General features: G+C 62.6%; 14 protein-coding genes and 1 other RNA gene. 1 reads left to right on the forward strand and 14 read right to left on the reverse strand.

What is annotated here, in order from left to right; genetic code table 11:
• Positions 1-5 precede the first annotated feature (5 nt).
• A complete protein-coding gene (locus tag AC1MBU_RS12440; RefSeq protein ID WP_479787326.1) occupies positions 6-2,147 on the reverse strand; it encodes an alpha-galactosidase in 2,142 nt (713 codons plus the stop codon).
• 130 nt (positions 2,148-2,277) lie between these two features.
• Between AC1MBU_RS12440 and AC1MBU_RS12445 the strand changes: the two genes are divergently transcribed.
• A complete protein-coding gene (locus AC1MBU_RS12445; RefSeq protein ID WP_346028082.1) occupies positions 2,278-3,417 on the forward strand; it encodes an ROK family transcriptional regulator in 1,140 nt (379 codons plus the stop codon).
• A 1-nt stretch (position 3,418) separates the two neighbouring features.
• Here the strand turns inward: AC1MBU_RS12445 and AC1MBU_RS12450 are convergent, their stop codons facing one another.
• The 13 genes from AC1MBU_RS12450 to AC1MBU_RS12510 form a co-directional block, all read right to left on the reverse strand.
• Positions 3,419-3,643 carry a hypothetical protein gene (locus AC1MBU_RS12450; RefSeq protein WP_277357903.1) on the reverse strand — a complete coding sequence of 75 codons (225 nt, stop codon included), beginning with the start codon at positions 3,641-3,643 and terminating at the stop codon, positions 3,419-3,421.
• Between the two features lie 47 nt (positions 3,644-3,690).
• On the reverse strand, positions 3,691-5,925 hold the full coding sequence (locus AC1MBU_RS12455; RefSeq protein WP_346028081.1) for a S8 family serine peptidase: 2,235 nt from the start codon (positions 5,923-5,925) through the stop codon (positions 3,691-3,693).
• Positions 5,926-6,043: 118 nt separating this feature from the next.
• Positions 6,044-6,411, reverse strand: a transfer-messenger RNA (tmRNA) gene (gene ssrA / locus AC1MBU_RS12460).
• 118 nt (positions 6,412-6,529) lie between these two features.
• The gene (locus tag AC1MBU_RS12465; RefSeq protein ID WP_277357905.1) at positions 6,530-6,901 is read right to left on the reverse strand and encodes a hypothetical protein; all 372 of its coding nucleotides are present in this window, start codon (positions 6,899-6,901) and stop codon (positions 6,530-6,532) included.
• The gene (smpB, locus tag AC1MBU_RS12470) at positions 6,898-7,371 is read right to left on the reverse strand and encodes an SsrA-binding protein SmpB (RefSeq protein ID WP_277357906.1); all 474 of its coding nucleotides are present in this window, start codon (positions 7,369-7,371) and stop codon (positions 6,898-6,900) included. Before smpB ends, AC1MBU_RS12465 begins: the two co-directional genes overlap by 4 nt.
• A 128-nt stretch (positions 7,372-7,499) precedes the next feature.
• Positions 7,500-9,035, reverse strand: a complete 1,536-nt coding sequence (locus tag AC1MBU_RS12475) for a M23 family metallopeptidase (protein WP_277357907.1) — start codon at positions 9,033-9,035, stop codon at positions 7,500-7,502.
• A gap of 28 nt (positions 9,036-9,063) precedes the next feature.
• Complete coding sequence (gene ftsX / locus AC1MBU_RS12480) at positions 9,064-9,975, reverse strand: permease-like cell division protein FtsX (protein ID WP_479787330.1); 912 nt, start codon at positions 9,973-9,975, stop codon at positions 9,064-9,066.
• Positions 9,972-10,682: a cell division ATP-binding protein FtsE gene (gene ftsE, locus AC1MBU_RS12485; protein ID WP_277357909.1), complete on the reverse strand. Its 711-nt coding sequence runs from the start codon at positions 10,680-10,682 to the stop codon at positions 9,972-9,974. Before ftsE ends, ftsX begins: the two co-directional genes overlap by 4 nt.
• A 162-nt stretch (positions 10,683-10,844) precedes the next feature.
• The gene (prfB, locus tag AC1MBU_RS12490) at positions 10,845-11,960 is read right to left on the reverse strand and encodes a peptide chain release factor 2 (protein ID WP_277357910.1); all 1,116 of its coding nucleotides are present in this window, start codon (positions 11,958-11,960) and stop codon (positions 10,845-10,847) included.
• Between the two features lie 37 nt (positions 11,961-11,997).
• The gene (locus AC1MBU_RS12495) at positions 11,998-12,462 is read right to left on the reverse strand and encodes a pilus assembly protein TadG-related protein (protein WP_479787333.1); all 465 of its coding nucleotides are present in this window, start codon (positions 12,460-12,462) and stop codon (positions 11,998-12,000) included.
• Positions 12,459-12,914, reverse strand: a complete 456-nt coding sequence (locus tag AC1MBU_RS12500; RefSeq protein WP_479787334.1) for a hypothetical protein — start codon at positions 12,912-12,914, stop codon at positions 12,459-12,461. The genes AC1MBU_RS12495 and AC1MBU_RS12500 overlap by 4 nt, the downstream gene beginning before the upstream one ends.
• The gene (locus AC1MBU_RS12505; protein ID WP_056547943.1) at positions 12,895-13,284 is read right to left on the reverse strand and encodes a TadE/TadG family type IV pilus assembly protein; all 390 of its coding nucleotides are present in this window, start codon (positions 13,282-13,284) and stop codon (positions 12,895-12,897) included. The genes AC1MBU_RS12500 and AC1MBU_RS12505 overlap by 20 nt, the downstream gene beginning before the upstream one ends.
• Positions 13,285-13,309: 25 nt before the next feature.
• A complete protein-coding gene (locus tag AC1MBU_RS12510) occupies positions 13,310-13,528 on the reverse strand; it encodes a hypothetical protein (RefSeq protein ID WP_277357913.1) in 219 nt (72 codons plus the stop codon).
• Positions 13,529-13,543 lie beyond the last annotated feature (15 nt).

Below are 13,543 nucleotides of genomic sequence, written 5' to 3' on the forward strand. Positions count from 1 at the left end.
TCTCCTTAGGATGTGTGGTGTCGGACTTCGATGAGAACGGACTGTTCGGGGAAAAGTACCGGCGCCTGGACGCCGAGTGCGCCCAGAAGCCGGCCGCTCATAGCAAGGGGTGAGCCATTGCGGGCGGCTTCGACCCAGGCAAGGCCGGATTGGCCCTGGTCCTCGTAGTCGAAAGCAGCCGGTGTGATGCTGTAGGTCGTCATGGGATCAAGGCCGGGAAAGGTGATTCGGCCGGGTGGGTAGGATGCGCTTGAGCCCGTGAGCGAGTAGCCGTACAGGGCGCTTTGCTTGTCGCTCGCAACAACGCCGCGCAGGTCCATTGACGGGTCCGGGAGATCCGCGTGCACGGTCGTCCCCGTGTGGAGGACGTCCCGCCAGCGTTTGTGGAGGTCGATCCAGGAACCGAGCCGGCCAAGTTCTTCGGCCGTGAGGTTGGAGATGTCCCATTCCACGCCGAAGTGACCGAAGATCGCTGTAGCTGCACGAAATGAGAGGGTGTGCGTGCGCCCGGTCGAATGGGATCGGGGACCGCCCACATGCATGCCCGTCAGCTCAGGCGGAACCAGGAGCCCAGTGTGTTTCTGGTTGACCAGCCGTTCGATGGGGTCGATGCAGTCGCTCGTCCAGATGCGGTCGGTGTGACGCAGGATCCCCATGTCCACGCGTGCGCCGCCTGAGGCGCAGGACTCGATCTCCAGCCCCGGGTGACGTTCCTTCAGCTCGGCCATGAGTCGATAGACGGCCTCCACATTGGAATGGACGACGGCGGCACCGCTCGTCGCGTCTGCGGCTTCCAGCAGGTCGCGGTTATGGTCCCACTTGATATAGGCGATGTCATTGGTTCTGAGCACATCATCGATGCAGGTCAGGATGTAGTCGTACGCCTCCGGGATCGACAGGTTGAGCACCTGCTGCTGGCGGGCGGCGACCGGCAGTCGGCCCGGCGTCTGGATGATCCACTCCGGGTGATTGCGGGCAAGCTTCGAGTCCGGGTTCACCATCTCCGGTTCGAACCAGAGCCCGAACTCCATCCCCAGGGAGCGCACGTGATCGATCAGCGGGGTAAGGCCATCGGGCCACACTGTTTCATCGATGAACCAGTCCCCCAGACCCGCGGTGTCATCGCGGCGTCCGCTGAACCAGCCGTCGTCGAGCACATAGCGTTCGATGCCCGCCTGGGCAGCCCTGTCTGCAAGTGCCTTCAGAGTGGGAAGGTTGTGATCGAAGTAAACGGCTTCCCAGGTATTGAGCGTGACCGGCCGCGGCCGGTCGGGGTGTTCCGGCCGGCCGCGGAACTCGGTGTGGAAGCGGGATGCAAGTTCATTGAGCCCATCGCCCCAGGAACCGAATGCATCCGGGGCCGCATAGGTGGCACCGGGAGCCAACGACATCTCCTGGGGCAGCAGGAGCTCACCGCACGCGAGGAATCGATCACCGGACGGCGTCTGCTCCACAATGTACTGGTGGTTCCCGCTCCAGGCCGTATGCACGGCATGCACGCGCCCGCGTTCGAAACCAAATGCTCTCTCCCCCGCTGCAACGAGCAGGGTTGCGTCTGCGCCGGGGCGGCCGCGCCTGCTCTCGCGGTGATAAGAGCCGGTGGTGAGGTTGTGGCGCTGGGGCGATCGTTCGCGCAGATGGCGCCCGGTGTGGTCGAGGACTTCCTGCGCACTGTCGGGAAGGGGAAAAAAGGCGAGGAGGGAACGCACCTCATACTCCTCCGTTCCAGTGTTTGTCACGGCAAGCCGCTGGCGGAGAAGCCCTGCGTCCGTAAGGGTGAGCTGTATTTTCAGGGCGAGGCCGGCGTCGTCGTCGTTCGCCGTGATGGTGAGTTCGTTTTCGCCGGCGGTCAGGTCCGTCACCTGGAAGGCAGGGGTCAGGAATCCGCTGCCGCGTTGCCCGGTGAACCCAGCGGTGCCCTGCCAGCCGTAAGACTCCTGAGGAATCAGCGTGAGGCGGGCAGGGGTGTCAATACTTCCGGATACCCGCTGCGGAACGGAGGCCGAGGCAAGCGCCGCCAGTTCGGCAGCCGGGCACTCACCGAGCGCCGGCCCCCAGTACAGGATGGACGGCAGGCCGGCGGTGGAGGTGTCGACGACGACGCTGGTGCCGCCGCGGGCGAGATGGATAGGGCGTGGTGAATGCATGCAATAATTTTTACCGTAGAACTAAGTAAGTGTCAATCATCACATTGTGCGCCGAATCCGCGTGTGACAGATCCAGAAACAACGATTATATTTTCGTTATGGAAACTACTCTCCGGTGAAAGGTACGCTCATGAACGTGGTCGCGTCCCTCTCTCCTGACAGCCCCTCCCGTCTGCTTGCCAGGGAGGTCCTGATCGGCGGTCCGCTGTCCCGCGGCGAATTGTCACGGCGTCTTGGCCTCTCTGTGGCGAGCCTGACCCGCCTGAGTAAGCCGTTGATCGAAGCCGGGATCCTGCAGGAGGGCCGCGAAGTAATTGAAGGCGGAGTCGGCCGTCCCACCAGGCCACTTGAGGTGCCCGGCGGCACGCACCGGTTCATCGGCATCAAACTCACCGGTACCGCCGCTTCCGGCGTGGCAACGGACCTGCGGTGCCAGACAGTTGCCGCTGCCGAGGAACCGCTTGTCAGCCACGCTGTCTCCGACGTCGTTGAAGCGATTGTCTCCGTGGTCGGCAGGCTGAACGACGGCCAGGTGGCGGACGGCATCGGGATCAGCATCGGCGGCAAGGTCAGCGACGACGGCACGGTCCTGCGGGCACCCTTTCTGCAGTGGCGCGATGTACCGCTCGGTTCCCTGGTTCAGGAGCGAACCGGCATCCCGGTCACCGTGGAGAACGACGTCGTTGCCCTCACCGTGGGTGAGCAATGGTTCGGGGCGGGCAGGGGTATCAGCAACTTTGCGGTACTTACGGTGGGGGCGGGCGTGGGCTACGGCCTGGTGATCAATGACAGGGTCATTGCCCCCGTTGATGCCGGGCTCGGCCTCGTCGGGCATTACCCTGTGGACTCCGCCGGCCCACTGTGCAGGGAGGGTCACCGTGGATGCGCTGGGGCTGTGCTCACCATGGCGGCCATCAGTGGCCAGGTGCGGATGGCCACCGAGGAGGAATGCACCTACGAAGAGGTCCTGCAACGGGCGCGAAGCGGAGAAAGGCTCGCCGCGCTGGTGGTGAAGAACGCGGGCACTGCCCTTGGTGTCCTCATTGCTGCGGTAGCCAACCTCACCATGGTGAATCTCGTGGTCCTGTCCGGCGAGGGCGCGGCTCTCGCCGATATTGCAGCCGAGGAGATCAGGGCGTCAGTCCACGAACACCGGGACCCCGAGGCAGCGCCGGTGCACCTGACACGTGAACCGACCGACTTCGGCCAGTGGGCTCGAGGCGCCGCAGCGGTGGCAATCCAGAGCTCGATCCTGGGCCCGAGACGCTGACCTAGCGCCCCTCGTTTCGTCTGGTGAGGCCTACGATGAGGCAGATCAGTCCGGTTGCCAACGGCAGCAGCGTGTATAGCGTGTGCGTTCCACCGACGTAGCTCATGATGAAGATGTAAATAAATGTCGCGATGACTAGCACCAGACCCACCGCGATCAGCGCACGGCCGCGGTGCGGAGGCGGAAGCGGGGGCAGCCACGACGGGCGGCCGTTCACCGAACTCATGTGTTCAGTGTACGTTCGCGGGTCCTTGAGGTGGTTCGTGTGCCGAATCAGCGGAATAGGTTGTAGTCGCTCCAGCCGGATCCGACAATCGATCGGGCCGCCCAGCGGCCGGCGGCGAAGGGATAGTAGGCGAGCCGGCCGTCGGTGAGCCGGGTCATCAAGGCCTGCCCGCCGGACTGGTCGAACCCGGGGAGGGAGCCCATGGAGTTGACACTCCGCCACCCCGTGCCGATTGTCCTGCGGGATTCCGACAGGAACTGACCTGTCCCGTTGGAACGGTACTGAATGAGCTTTCCGTCAGCCTTCTTCGCGAGGATGTCCATGCGGGAGTCGCCGTCGAAATCAGTCATGGTCAGGTAAAGACCATTCCAACCGGTACCGATGCGCGTCCGCGGGCCGAGCACGCCGCCTGACGGGTTCGGGTAGTGCCACAGTGCGCCCTGCGGATCGTAGGCAACGATGCCCGGATACCGATCTCCGGAGCGCCACTTGCCGACCGTCACAAAGTAGCTGCCCCAGCCGTTGCCGATTGTCTGCGCCGGCTGGAAGCCTCCGCTGGTTATTCCGGCATAGTGCGTCAGCCGCCCATCCTTCCACTGCGCAACCAGGTCAAGCACCCCGTCCTGATTCCAATCAGTGACGAAGCCATTCTTCAGCGCGGACCACCCGCTGCCGATCCTTGCCCGCTGGGCGAATCCGCCCTTTCCGTTCGATGGATAGTTCCAGAGTGTGCCCGCAGCATCAGCAGCGACGACATCGGCAGTACCACGGATAGACGGCGGGAAACCTGCCGCCCACCAGACGGCCGCGTTGGCGTCGACGGTACCGGTGCCGCAGCCGTTGGCGCAGGCGCGGGTCAGCGGCCGGGTGGAATCAGCGAGGATTCGTTCGATGTCTTCCGGGCTCAACGCCGGGTTGACCGAAAGCATGAGCGCTGCGACGCCGGCAACATGCGGTGCAGCCATGGACGTTCCCTGCATGTACCCGTAGGCCTCGGCCACCGGTGCTGTCCTTCCGCTGTTCATGGTGGAGAGGATATTTTCAGCTCCGGTGCTGCCGTCTCCGCCTGGCGCACTGAAGTCCACCTCCGGGCCGAAGTTGCTGTAGCTGGCGTGGTTGCCGGCTCGACTAGTAGCGCCGACGGTGATCACGTTGTGGCAGTTCGCGGGCATCACGTTGGTTGCGGGCTGGGATTCATTGCCCGCAGCGGCGATGATGACGGACCCCTGCTGCACCGCGAAGTCAATAGCCTGCTGCAGATACGGGCTGCATACTTCCTCTGCTCCCAGGCTCATGTTGACGACCCTGGCGGGGTGAGGGTTCGCCGGAAGCGTGTGCGAGATTCCGTTCTCGGTCCAGGCGACCGTGCCGCCCACCGCCCATCTGATGGCATCAGCGGTGTCGCTGAGGAGCCCTCCGCAGGCTCCCATTACACGCAGAGGAAGGAGTTTGGCCCTATAGGCCACCCCTGCCATTCCCTTGCTGTTGTTACCCATTGCGGCCGCGATACCTGCCACATGCGTGCCGTGCCAGGATGATTCGGTGGGTTCCGCGCCAGGTTCCGGGTCCAGACAGGCATCGCCGGGATCGCTAGGGTCGGCATCACGCCCTGTGTTGCCGTCAACGGCGATTGCCGGATCCGCAACGAAGTCATAGCCGGGCAGCACGTTAGCGTCCAAATCAGTGTGAGGGGTGATTCCGGTGTCCAGGATTGCGATTGTCTGACCGGCCCCGGTTGACCGGTCCCACGCAGCCGGGACACGAAGGCCTGCCGGCTCGCCGAAAAGGTTCCACTGGTCCCTGAAGCCGGGATCGTTGACCCCGGCGAGCGGCCGCATGAGCACATCCTCCTGGACATGCACAATGCCTGGCAGTTCGTTAAGTGCCGCGACAACGCCGTCCGCAGCCACGGTTGATACTTCACCATCGGCTTTGACCACCACGGCGCCGTCCGCCGTCTCGCGGACCTCCCTGACGGACAGGCCGAGATCCTTCGCCAGGCGACCAAACGCGTTCGCCTTGGCGCCTTGCACCGCAGCGGGGCCGTCCTCGAAGGTGATGATGAAGCGCCCGGTGGATGCCGTCGCCTCCGATCCTGCCGTGGCGGGGGCCGCCACGACCTCATCGGGGAGGACCTTCGCCGGGATAGGCGAAGCTCCGGCCGACGGCGCGACCAGCAGGGAGCAGGCGATGGCCGTCGTCATCGCGGCGGGAAGAAGAGCGCGAGAGCCGGAGCGCAGGAAAGGCATATGAATCCAGGCGGTTGTGAAGCGGGACGGCATGAGGTCAAACGTACAGAAACACGCCGCCTGCCGTGACGAACCTGTGGATATCTTTCCGATCAGCAGGACTGAATGCTGCGAAAGGCAGAGAAAAAGCCCCGGCGAACCGGGGCTTAGTCAGTGGAGATGGCGGGAATTGAACCCGCGTCCGATGCAGTGTAGTCAGGGCTTCTCCGGGCGCAGTTTGCGTCGGTTTTTCTCAGCTCCAGCCATCATGCAAACAAGTGGCTGCCAAGCTCAGTTGCATAAGAGTCCCCTTGGTTCCTGCAACGAAAACCAAGAGCAGTGGCCCTCTAAATGACGCCAGGATCCGGGTCGAGAGCATACCCGGGCTGACGGACTAGCTCGGCTGCTTAGGCAGCGAGAGCGAAGTCAGTGCGCTTTTGTTCGGCACTTATTGTTTTACAGAGAGCGTTTACGAGATAACTCTGTATCCTCGGCCCGCTTCACCTGTCGCGACTAACATCGTCGAAACCTGTCATCCCCATGTTCAATTTTCAAGCAGCCATTCTACTCGCTGTCTCCCCGGGTTGCTCCGGGATACCTAGTCTAACGCAACCACTTCCCGAATCATTCCGGAAGTCCCGAAAACCGGCAGCGGATGCTAGAACCTGATTCCAAGGATGACGATCTGCGCCTGCCACAGCATCAGGACAACGAAGGAAACGGCCACGAACGCCAACCCCAGAGCCGCCAGCGCCGTCGTCGCTGCCTGCTTGCGACGGAAGCTCCACCAAAATACGGCCATGTTGAGCAGGATCAGGATCGGAGAGATCCACACGAGGATCTGTGCAAAATACACGTAAATCAGGAAGAAGAACGGAATCAGCGACAGGAACCCAGCGGGAACTACGGCGAACAGCAACAGCAGGTTCACGATGGCTCCGACCGTCACCCACCAGGGGCGCTTGTACTTGAGCTCGGACTCTTCCTCGGCCTCGTCGGGTTCCTGGGCATCCCAGAAGACATCGCTCATGCCCCTAGGTTCCGTTCCCGCATGGCGCGCTGCGCTTCGCGGCTGTCCTGCTGCTCACGCAGCGTCTGGCGCTTGTCATACTCCCGCTTACCGCGAGCAATACCGATCTCCACCTTCGCGCGTCCGTTGAGGAAGTACAGCTGCAAAGGCACGATGGTGTATCCGCTCTCGCGGATCTTGTGGGAGATCTTTGTGAGCTCTTCGCGGTGCAGAAGGAGCTTACGACGCCGGCGTGCAGCATGGTTGGTCCAGCTGCCCTGCGTGTATTCGGGGATGTGGATTCCCTCGAGCCAGAGCTCGTCATTGTAGAAGATGGCGAACCCGTCAACCAGGGACGCCCGGCCGGCCCTGAGTGACTTCACCTCGGTACCTTGGAGGGCAATTCCTGCTTCATAGGTGTCCAGCACCTGGTAGTCGTGCCGGGCCTTCCGATTGGTGGCCACTACCTGACGGCCACTTTCCTTGGGCACGGTTCAACTCCTTCAATAGTGCGGTGCGCTTCAAGACTGAAGGCGAACAACGCGTCCTAGTCTACGGCGTTGGGCCGGACCTGCGCTGTGCGCGTCCACAGCGCAGGTCCGTTCGCCGTATCCAAGTGCTAGAGCAGGCCCATCGGGTCAACCAGACTGCCGTTGAGCACGGTCTCGAAGTGCAAATGGCAGCCGTTCGAGTTGCCGGTGGTACCCGTGTAACCGATCAGCTGTCCGGCGCTCACACGCTGTCCCGGGCCCACGAGGTAGCTCGCCAAGTGGTAGAAGTTGGTAGCCAGCGCGTTGCCTCCGACCACGCCGTGGTTGAGCACAATCCGGTTGCCGGCACCCGGAAGGGCGTTGGAATCCGCGTACCAGACTTCGCCGGCCGCCGGGGCATACAGCGGGGTTCCGCAGTTCACCCCGTAGTCAATTCCGGTGTGGGTGTAGCCGCCGGAGCCATTGAAATCGATGGTGCCCAACGGAGTTGGACGCCATCCGTAGCCGGAGGTGATCGGGCCGCTCACGGGAGAGCGCAGCCCGAAAGCCGACGGGCTGGACGCCGGCGGCGGAACGATTACGGGCGCAACCGGCTTCGGGACTATCGGGGCAGGTACGACGACGGGAGGCGGTTTCGGGCGATTGGCGGCTGCCGCTGCTTCCGCTGCACGCCTGTTTGCCTCCGCTGCCTCTGCTGCCGCGCGGCGGTTGGCCTCCGCTGCCGCCGCTGCGCGTCGCTCATTCTCGATTCGTGCCCGCTCCTCGGCCTCGGCCTTGAGCCTGGCCTCTTCCCGCTTGCGGGCTTCTTCGATCAGCCTGCGTTGGCGTTCCGCTATGTCGACCACGACCTGCTGGTGCGCCTCTTCGACTTCGGCGAGCTTTGCCTCGATCACCGGCTTCTGCTTCTGCAGCTTCTCGGACAGCGTTGACGTGTCGGAGATGAGTTTGTCGACCTTTGCCTTCTCGGCAGCGGCTTCATCCCTGGCAACCTGTTCCGCCGCGAGTGCAGCCTCGGCCTTCGCCTTCAGGTCAACGATCTCCTCTTCAACCGCGACCAGCCGCGCCTGCGAGTTCACGTTGGTGGCGTTTTGCTGCGCCATGCGCTCGAGGGCGGAATTCTGGTTACGGAGTGCCTGCTCCACGAGCTCCATGGATGCGAAGCCATCAGAACCGTTGCTCCCAAGCATCAGCGAGAGGCCAGTCGGCACTCCCCCGCTCTTGTACGCCTGCGTCGCGATCTGGCCAATCACCTTCCGGGTTTCAGCCATCTCGGCTTCGTCCTGCTTCAGCTGTTCGGTGAGCTTGTTCTTGGTTTCCTGCGCCAGCTGCACCCGCTGCGCGAGGGCGTTGACCTCGCTCGTTGCAGCTTCAACGCGACCCTGCGCATCCGCAAGCGACTGCTGCGCACCCGGGAGCTGACCCTGGTACACCTTCAGCTGGGCGATGGTTTCAGTGATGTCCTCGTCGAGGTACTCGATCGACTGCTGAACTTCAGCGATCTGCTCCTCGAGGGCGGACTTGCGGTCCTCGAGCTGATCAGCGTGGACGGGACCGCTCAACGTCAACGTCAGACCGGCCACGGCGGCCAGCGACAGAGCAGTCAGCGTCTTGAACGCCGGTGGGCGGGGAATCCAACGAAGCGAACATAAGTTCACGCTGCGCATACAGTCTCATTTCTCACAAGAACCTACCCTAAACCTTCAAGTAGCGTCTGAGGGTTAGGAGCGATGAAGCGCCTGCCAGCAATGCACCCAGGAGGAACAGTGCAGGAACCACGAGCAGAAGCTCCTGGGTGGAGATGAAGCCCATCTGCGGATACTCCCGGGACAGCCATTCCCCGCCGTAGCGCAAAACAGCCCAGAGCGTCCCCGAAGCGATGGCAGCTCCCAGAATGGCGGCGATGACTCCCTCAAGAACGAAGGGGAGCTGGATGATCGCCTTACTTGCGCCGACCAGACGCATGATGCCCGTCTCCCGTCTTCGGCTGAACGCCGAGAGACGAATTGTGGTTGCAACCAGCAGGATGGCACCAACGCTCATCACTACGGCAATACCCAAGGCGACGAGCGAGGCGATATTGATGTAGCCGAAGATCTCCTCGAGATACTCGCGTTGGTCACTAACGATATCCACCCCTGGTTCAGAGGAGAAAGCCTCGCTGATGACCTCGTACTTTTCCGGGTCGACGAGACCAACGCGGAAGGACTCCGGAAGCTGATCGGCCGTCACGGCCTCCACGATCGGCGAGTTTGCAAGCTGTTCACGGAAGTGGACCAGTGCCTGATCCTGCGACTCGTACTCCACCGTGTCCACATAACTGCTCAGTTCGGACGAGTTCAGCTTCGCCTCGATGGCGCTGCGCTGCTCATCAGTGACGGGGCCCGATGCGCAGCTCTCCGAGGTGGAGTTCTCAACGCAGAGAAACACGGCCACCTGCACGCGGTCATACCAGTACCCCTTCATCTGATTGATCTGCAGCTGCAGCAGCCCGGCCGCGCCCACAAAGGTGAGCGAGATGAAAGTGACCAGCACCACCGAAACCACCATCACGAGGTTTCGTCGCATCCCTGAAGCGATCTCCCCAAGTACGAATGCGAACCTCATCCGGCAGCCGCCGTCGTCGTCGTTTCTCCGATGTAGATGCCCTGCGCATCGTCGCGGACCACGGAGCCGTCCCGAAGCTCAACCACGCGCTTGCGCATGGTGTTCACGATGTCGTCGTCGTGGGTTGCCATCACCACTGTGGTGCCGTTCTGGTTGATCTTGTCGAGCACCTTCATGATGCCCATGGAGGTGGTCGGGTCCAGGTTCCCGGTGGGCTCGTCGGCAAGCAGGATTCCGGGCTTGTTCACGATCGCGCGGGCAATGGCCACACGCTGCTGCTCGCCGCCGGAAAGTTCATGCGGCATGCGGTTGTTCTTGCCTTCGAGGCCCACCGTCTTCAGCACTTCCGGGACGGTTTCGCGGATCACGGCCCGGCTCTTTCCGATGACCTGCATTGCAAAAGCTACGTTGGCGAAGACGGATTTGTTGGGCAGCAGCCGGAAATCCTGAAAGACGACGCCGATACCGCGTCTCAGCCGCGGAACGCGCCAGCTCGGGATATTGGCGACGTTCTGCCCGGCCACATACACAGCGCCGCGTGTTGCCCTGTCTTCTTTGAGCACCAGGCGGATGAACGTCGACTTACCGGAGCCGGATGCGCCAACCAGAAAAACGAACTCGTCACGGTCGACATCAAGGCTGACACTGTCCAGTGCCGGCTTCGATTTCTGGTCGTAGACCTTGGTAACTTGCTCGAATCTGATCATGACTACTCTGCGCCCACATAACACTGCCGGTACATGGGCATGGGTGGGGAAAGGGAGACCGGCCTTCTCGACTATAGGCAGCAGTTCCGCGCTGCGGCAGGCACCATCACGGTGTGTCGCGGATCCATAACGGGCGGCATCGTGCCGAACAGCGCCGCCGGCTCACTCTCCGCTGTTGCGGTTGTTGGCGCGCCAGCGAATTCCCGCGTCGATGAAGTCATCGATCTCGCCGTCGAACACTGCGGACGTATTGCCCACCTCATGCTCGGTGCGCAGGTCCTTCACCATCTGGTATGGATTCAGCACGTAAGAACGCATCTGGTCTCCCCAGGACGCCTTGACGTCACCGGCATGCGCCTTCTTCTCTGCATCTTCCTGCTCCTTCTTGAGCAGGAGAAGCCGGGACTGAAGAACCCTCAGTGCCGCCGCGCGGTTCTGGATCTGCGACTTCTCGTTCTGCATGGAGACGACGGTGCCCGTGGGAATGTGCGTCAGCCGAACTGCCGAGTCTGTGGTGTTGACCGATTGGCCGCCGGGGCCGGATGACCGGAAGACGTCAACGCGGATTTCGTTGTCAGGAATGTCAATGGAGTCAGTCTGCTCGATCAGCGGAATCACCTCGACCGCCGCAAAGGAGGTCTGGCGCCGGCCCTGATTGTCGAAGGGGCTGATACGCACCAGGCGGTGGGTACCTGCTTCGACGGACAGGGTGCCGAACGCGTACGGGGCCTTGACCTCGAAGGTAGCTGACTTGAGGCCCGCTTCTTCGGCGTAGGACGTGTCGAGCACCTGAGTCGGGTAACCGCGGCGTTCCGCCCAGCGGAGATACAGGCGCAGGAGCATTTCCGCAAAATCTGCGGCATCCACTCCTCCGGCGCCCGAGCGGATGGTGACGACGGCTTCGCGTTCGTCCCACTCCCCCGCGAGAAGTGTGACGACTTCGAGGTCATCCAGCGCCTTGCTCAGGGACGTTAGCTCCTTCACGGCTTCGACGCGGGACTCTTCGTCGTCCTCATCCTGCGCCAGTTCGACGAGGACTTCGAGGTCATCAATGCGCGCGGTCAGCTTGGCCAAGCGGTCGAGTTCGGTCTGCTTGTGGGACAGCCTGGAGGTTATTTGCTGTGCGGCGGCAGGATCATCCCACAGGTTGGGTTCGCCGGCCTGCTCGCTGAGTTCGGCGATTTCCGTCCGGATCGCCTCGACGTCCGTCACTGCCACGATGGAGTCGTATTTTGCACGAAGGGCGCGGATCTCCGCGGAAAAATCAATAGCTGCCATGGTGTTTCAAGACTACGTCATGGTCCTGCGGTCGGAGTTAACGGGTCAGGTCCGCTCGCGCATCAGCCGTCGCGGCAATAGGGATGCCGGCTGGAACCAGAAAGTTCACGATCGGCGGATGAACGACGGCGGTCAGAACCACCCGAGCGGTTTGCGAATCCGGTGCTCCTGTCGCAGGGTCCAGGTTCAGGTTATTGAACCGCGCCGGCGCGCCCGACCGCTCGAGGTAGGCGGCCGCTGCCCGCGAGACCGAGTCGCTCTCAAGTTCCGGTACTGGTTCCCCGCCGCCTGAATCTATGGAGGCGACCGAGAAGGTATCGGCTGCGCTCAATGCCGCTCCGTCCGCTACCGATAGCAGCTTCTTGTGCTCGATGTAGACGGCGGAAACCGCGGTGACAACCGCAACCACCAGGAGCGAAAGCAAAATGTACCCGATAATCAGAACAGTGATTTGCCCCTGTTCGTCATCATCCTTATCCACGTTTCGGTCCGGGGGCATCATCCGAAACGCTCCACGAGCCGGGTTGCGCTTGAATCGACCGTGGCTGCTGACGTGTTGAGGCCGGGCATCGTGGGGATCAGCGGCAGCGGAACCCTCAGATCGACGGCGACGGTGACGCTCGACCCGGGCTCCAGGCAGGTGCCTGCGCAGGTAATCGTCACCGCTGCGTCTTCGGGTGCGAATCCGAAATCGTTGATGGTGAACTCCACAGCCTGTTCAGCGCGGGCATAAGCCTCCTCTGGGCTATCCGAGTCAACGAAAACCTTGGCTGCCTGGTCGGCAGCGCCAACGACGGCGAATGACGCCCCCTGCACTGAGCCCACAGTCAGCACGAGGTAGACAACGGGCACCAGCAAGAGCAGACCAAGGAAGGTGAATTCGAGAACTGCGCTGCCGTCGTCGTCGTTGTCTTGCCAAGCTGCGCAGACCCGTTCAGGAAGGGAGCGCGGCATGTCCGCTGATCTCCATGGTTCCGGACGGACCAATCAGCCCGATCACGGGAATCGGAGCCCGAACCGTTACCTGAAGGACGGCAGAGCCGCCCCGATTGACCCGGCTCACCGACACGTCCTGTGCGTAGGCGCTGTTGATCGCATCGGCGATGAGTGAACTTGTGCGCGCTGCTGCATCCGCTGGTGAGCGATCGGCGAGAGTGCCGTAGCGAGCACCGGAAGAGGCCGCGTCGATCAGCGTGTTTCGCACATGAAGTACGAGCGTGAGTTGAACGATCGCAATGAAGATGATCGTCAGCAGGCCGCCGATGAGAGCGAAGTCGACCGTTGCGGCGCCCCGTTCATTCGGGTGCCGGTGCCGGTTGTCCATGCGCGAGGAGAGGAGAGTCACCGCGTTATGGACTGACGCGGTTGATCGCCTCGTTGAACAGTCCCTCCAGCGCCGGCGATGCAATAGCCAGAAGTGCGGCCACCAGGACGGCTGACATCAGCGTGATCATCACCCACCCAGGCACGTCACCGCGCTCGGGGTGGTCCGCAGTGTGCGTGAGGTGCCCACGGATTCGGAGGAGGGTCGTCGTGAACAGAAAGCGTGCGATGAGGCGGTTACGCATGCTGGTTCCTTTCTT

This window comes from Arthrobacter sp. PTI12, from assembly GCF_056679915.1.

Bases quoted from the DNA above. Each gene is read 5' to 3' on its own strand.
- ftsE (WP_277357909.1), bottom strand. From the start codon at position 10,682: ATGATCAGATTCGAGCAAGTTACCAAGGTCTACGACCAGAAATCGAAG.
- AC1MBU_RS12475 (WP_277357907.1), bottom strand. From the start codon at position 9,035: ATGCGCAGCGTGAACTTATGTTCGCTTCGTTGGATTCCCCGCCCACCG.
- ftsX (WP_479787330.1), bottom strand. From the start codon at position 9,975: ATGAGGTTCGCATTCGTACTTGGGGAGATCGCTTCAGGGATGCGACGA.
- AC1MBU_RS12495 (WP_479787333.1), bottom strand. From the start codon at position 12,462: ATGATGCCCCCGGACCGAAACGTGGATAAGGATGATGACGAACAGGGG.
- AC1MBU_RS12505 (WP_056547943.1), bottom strand. From the start codon at position 13,284: ATGGACAACCGGCACCGGCACCCGAATGAACGGGGCGCCGCAACGGTC.
- AC1MBU_RS12455 (WP_346028081.1), bottom strand. From the start codon at position 5,925: ATGCCGTCCCGCTTCACAACCGCCTGGATTCATATGCCTTTCCTGCGC.
- prfB (WP_277357910.1), bottom strand. From the start codon at position 11,960: ATGGCAGCTATTGATTTTTCCGCGGAGATCCGCGCCCTTCGTGCAAAA.
- AC1MBU_RS12465 (WP_277357905.1), bottom strand. From the start codon at position 6,901: ATGAGCGATGTCTTCTGGGATGCCCAGGAACCCGACGAGGCCGAGGAA.
- AC1MBU_RS12440 (WP_479787326.1), bottom strand. From the start codon at position 2,147: ATGCATTCACCACGCCCTATCCATCTCGCCCGCGGCGGCACCAGCGTC.
- AC1MBU_RS12450 (WP_277357903.1), bottom strand. From the start codon at position 3,643: ATGAGTTCGGTGAACGGCCGCCCGTCGTGGCTGCCCCCGCTTCCGCCT.
- AC1MBU_RS12510 (WP_277357913.1), bottom strand. From the start codon at position 13,528: ATGCGTAACCGCCTCATCGCACGCTTTCTGTTCACGACGACCCTCCTC.
- AC1MBU_RS12500 (WP_479787334.1), bottom strand. From the start codon at position 12,914: ATGCCGCGCTCCCTTCCTGAACGGGTCTGCGCAGCTTGGCAAGACAAC.
- AC1MBU_RS12445 (WP_346028082.1), top strand. From the start codon at position 2,278: ATGAACGTGGTCGCGTCCCTCTCTCCTGACAGCCCCTCCCGTCTGCTT.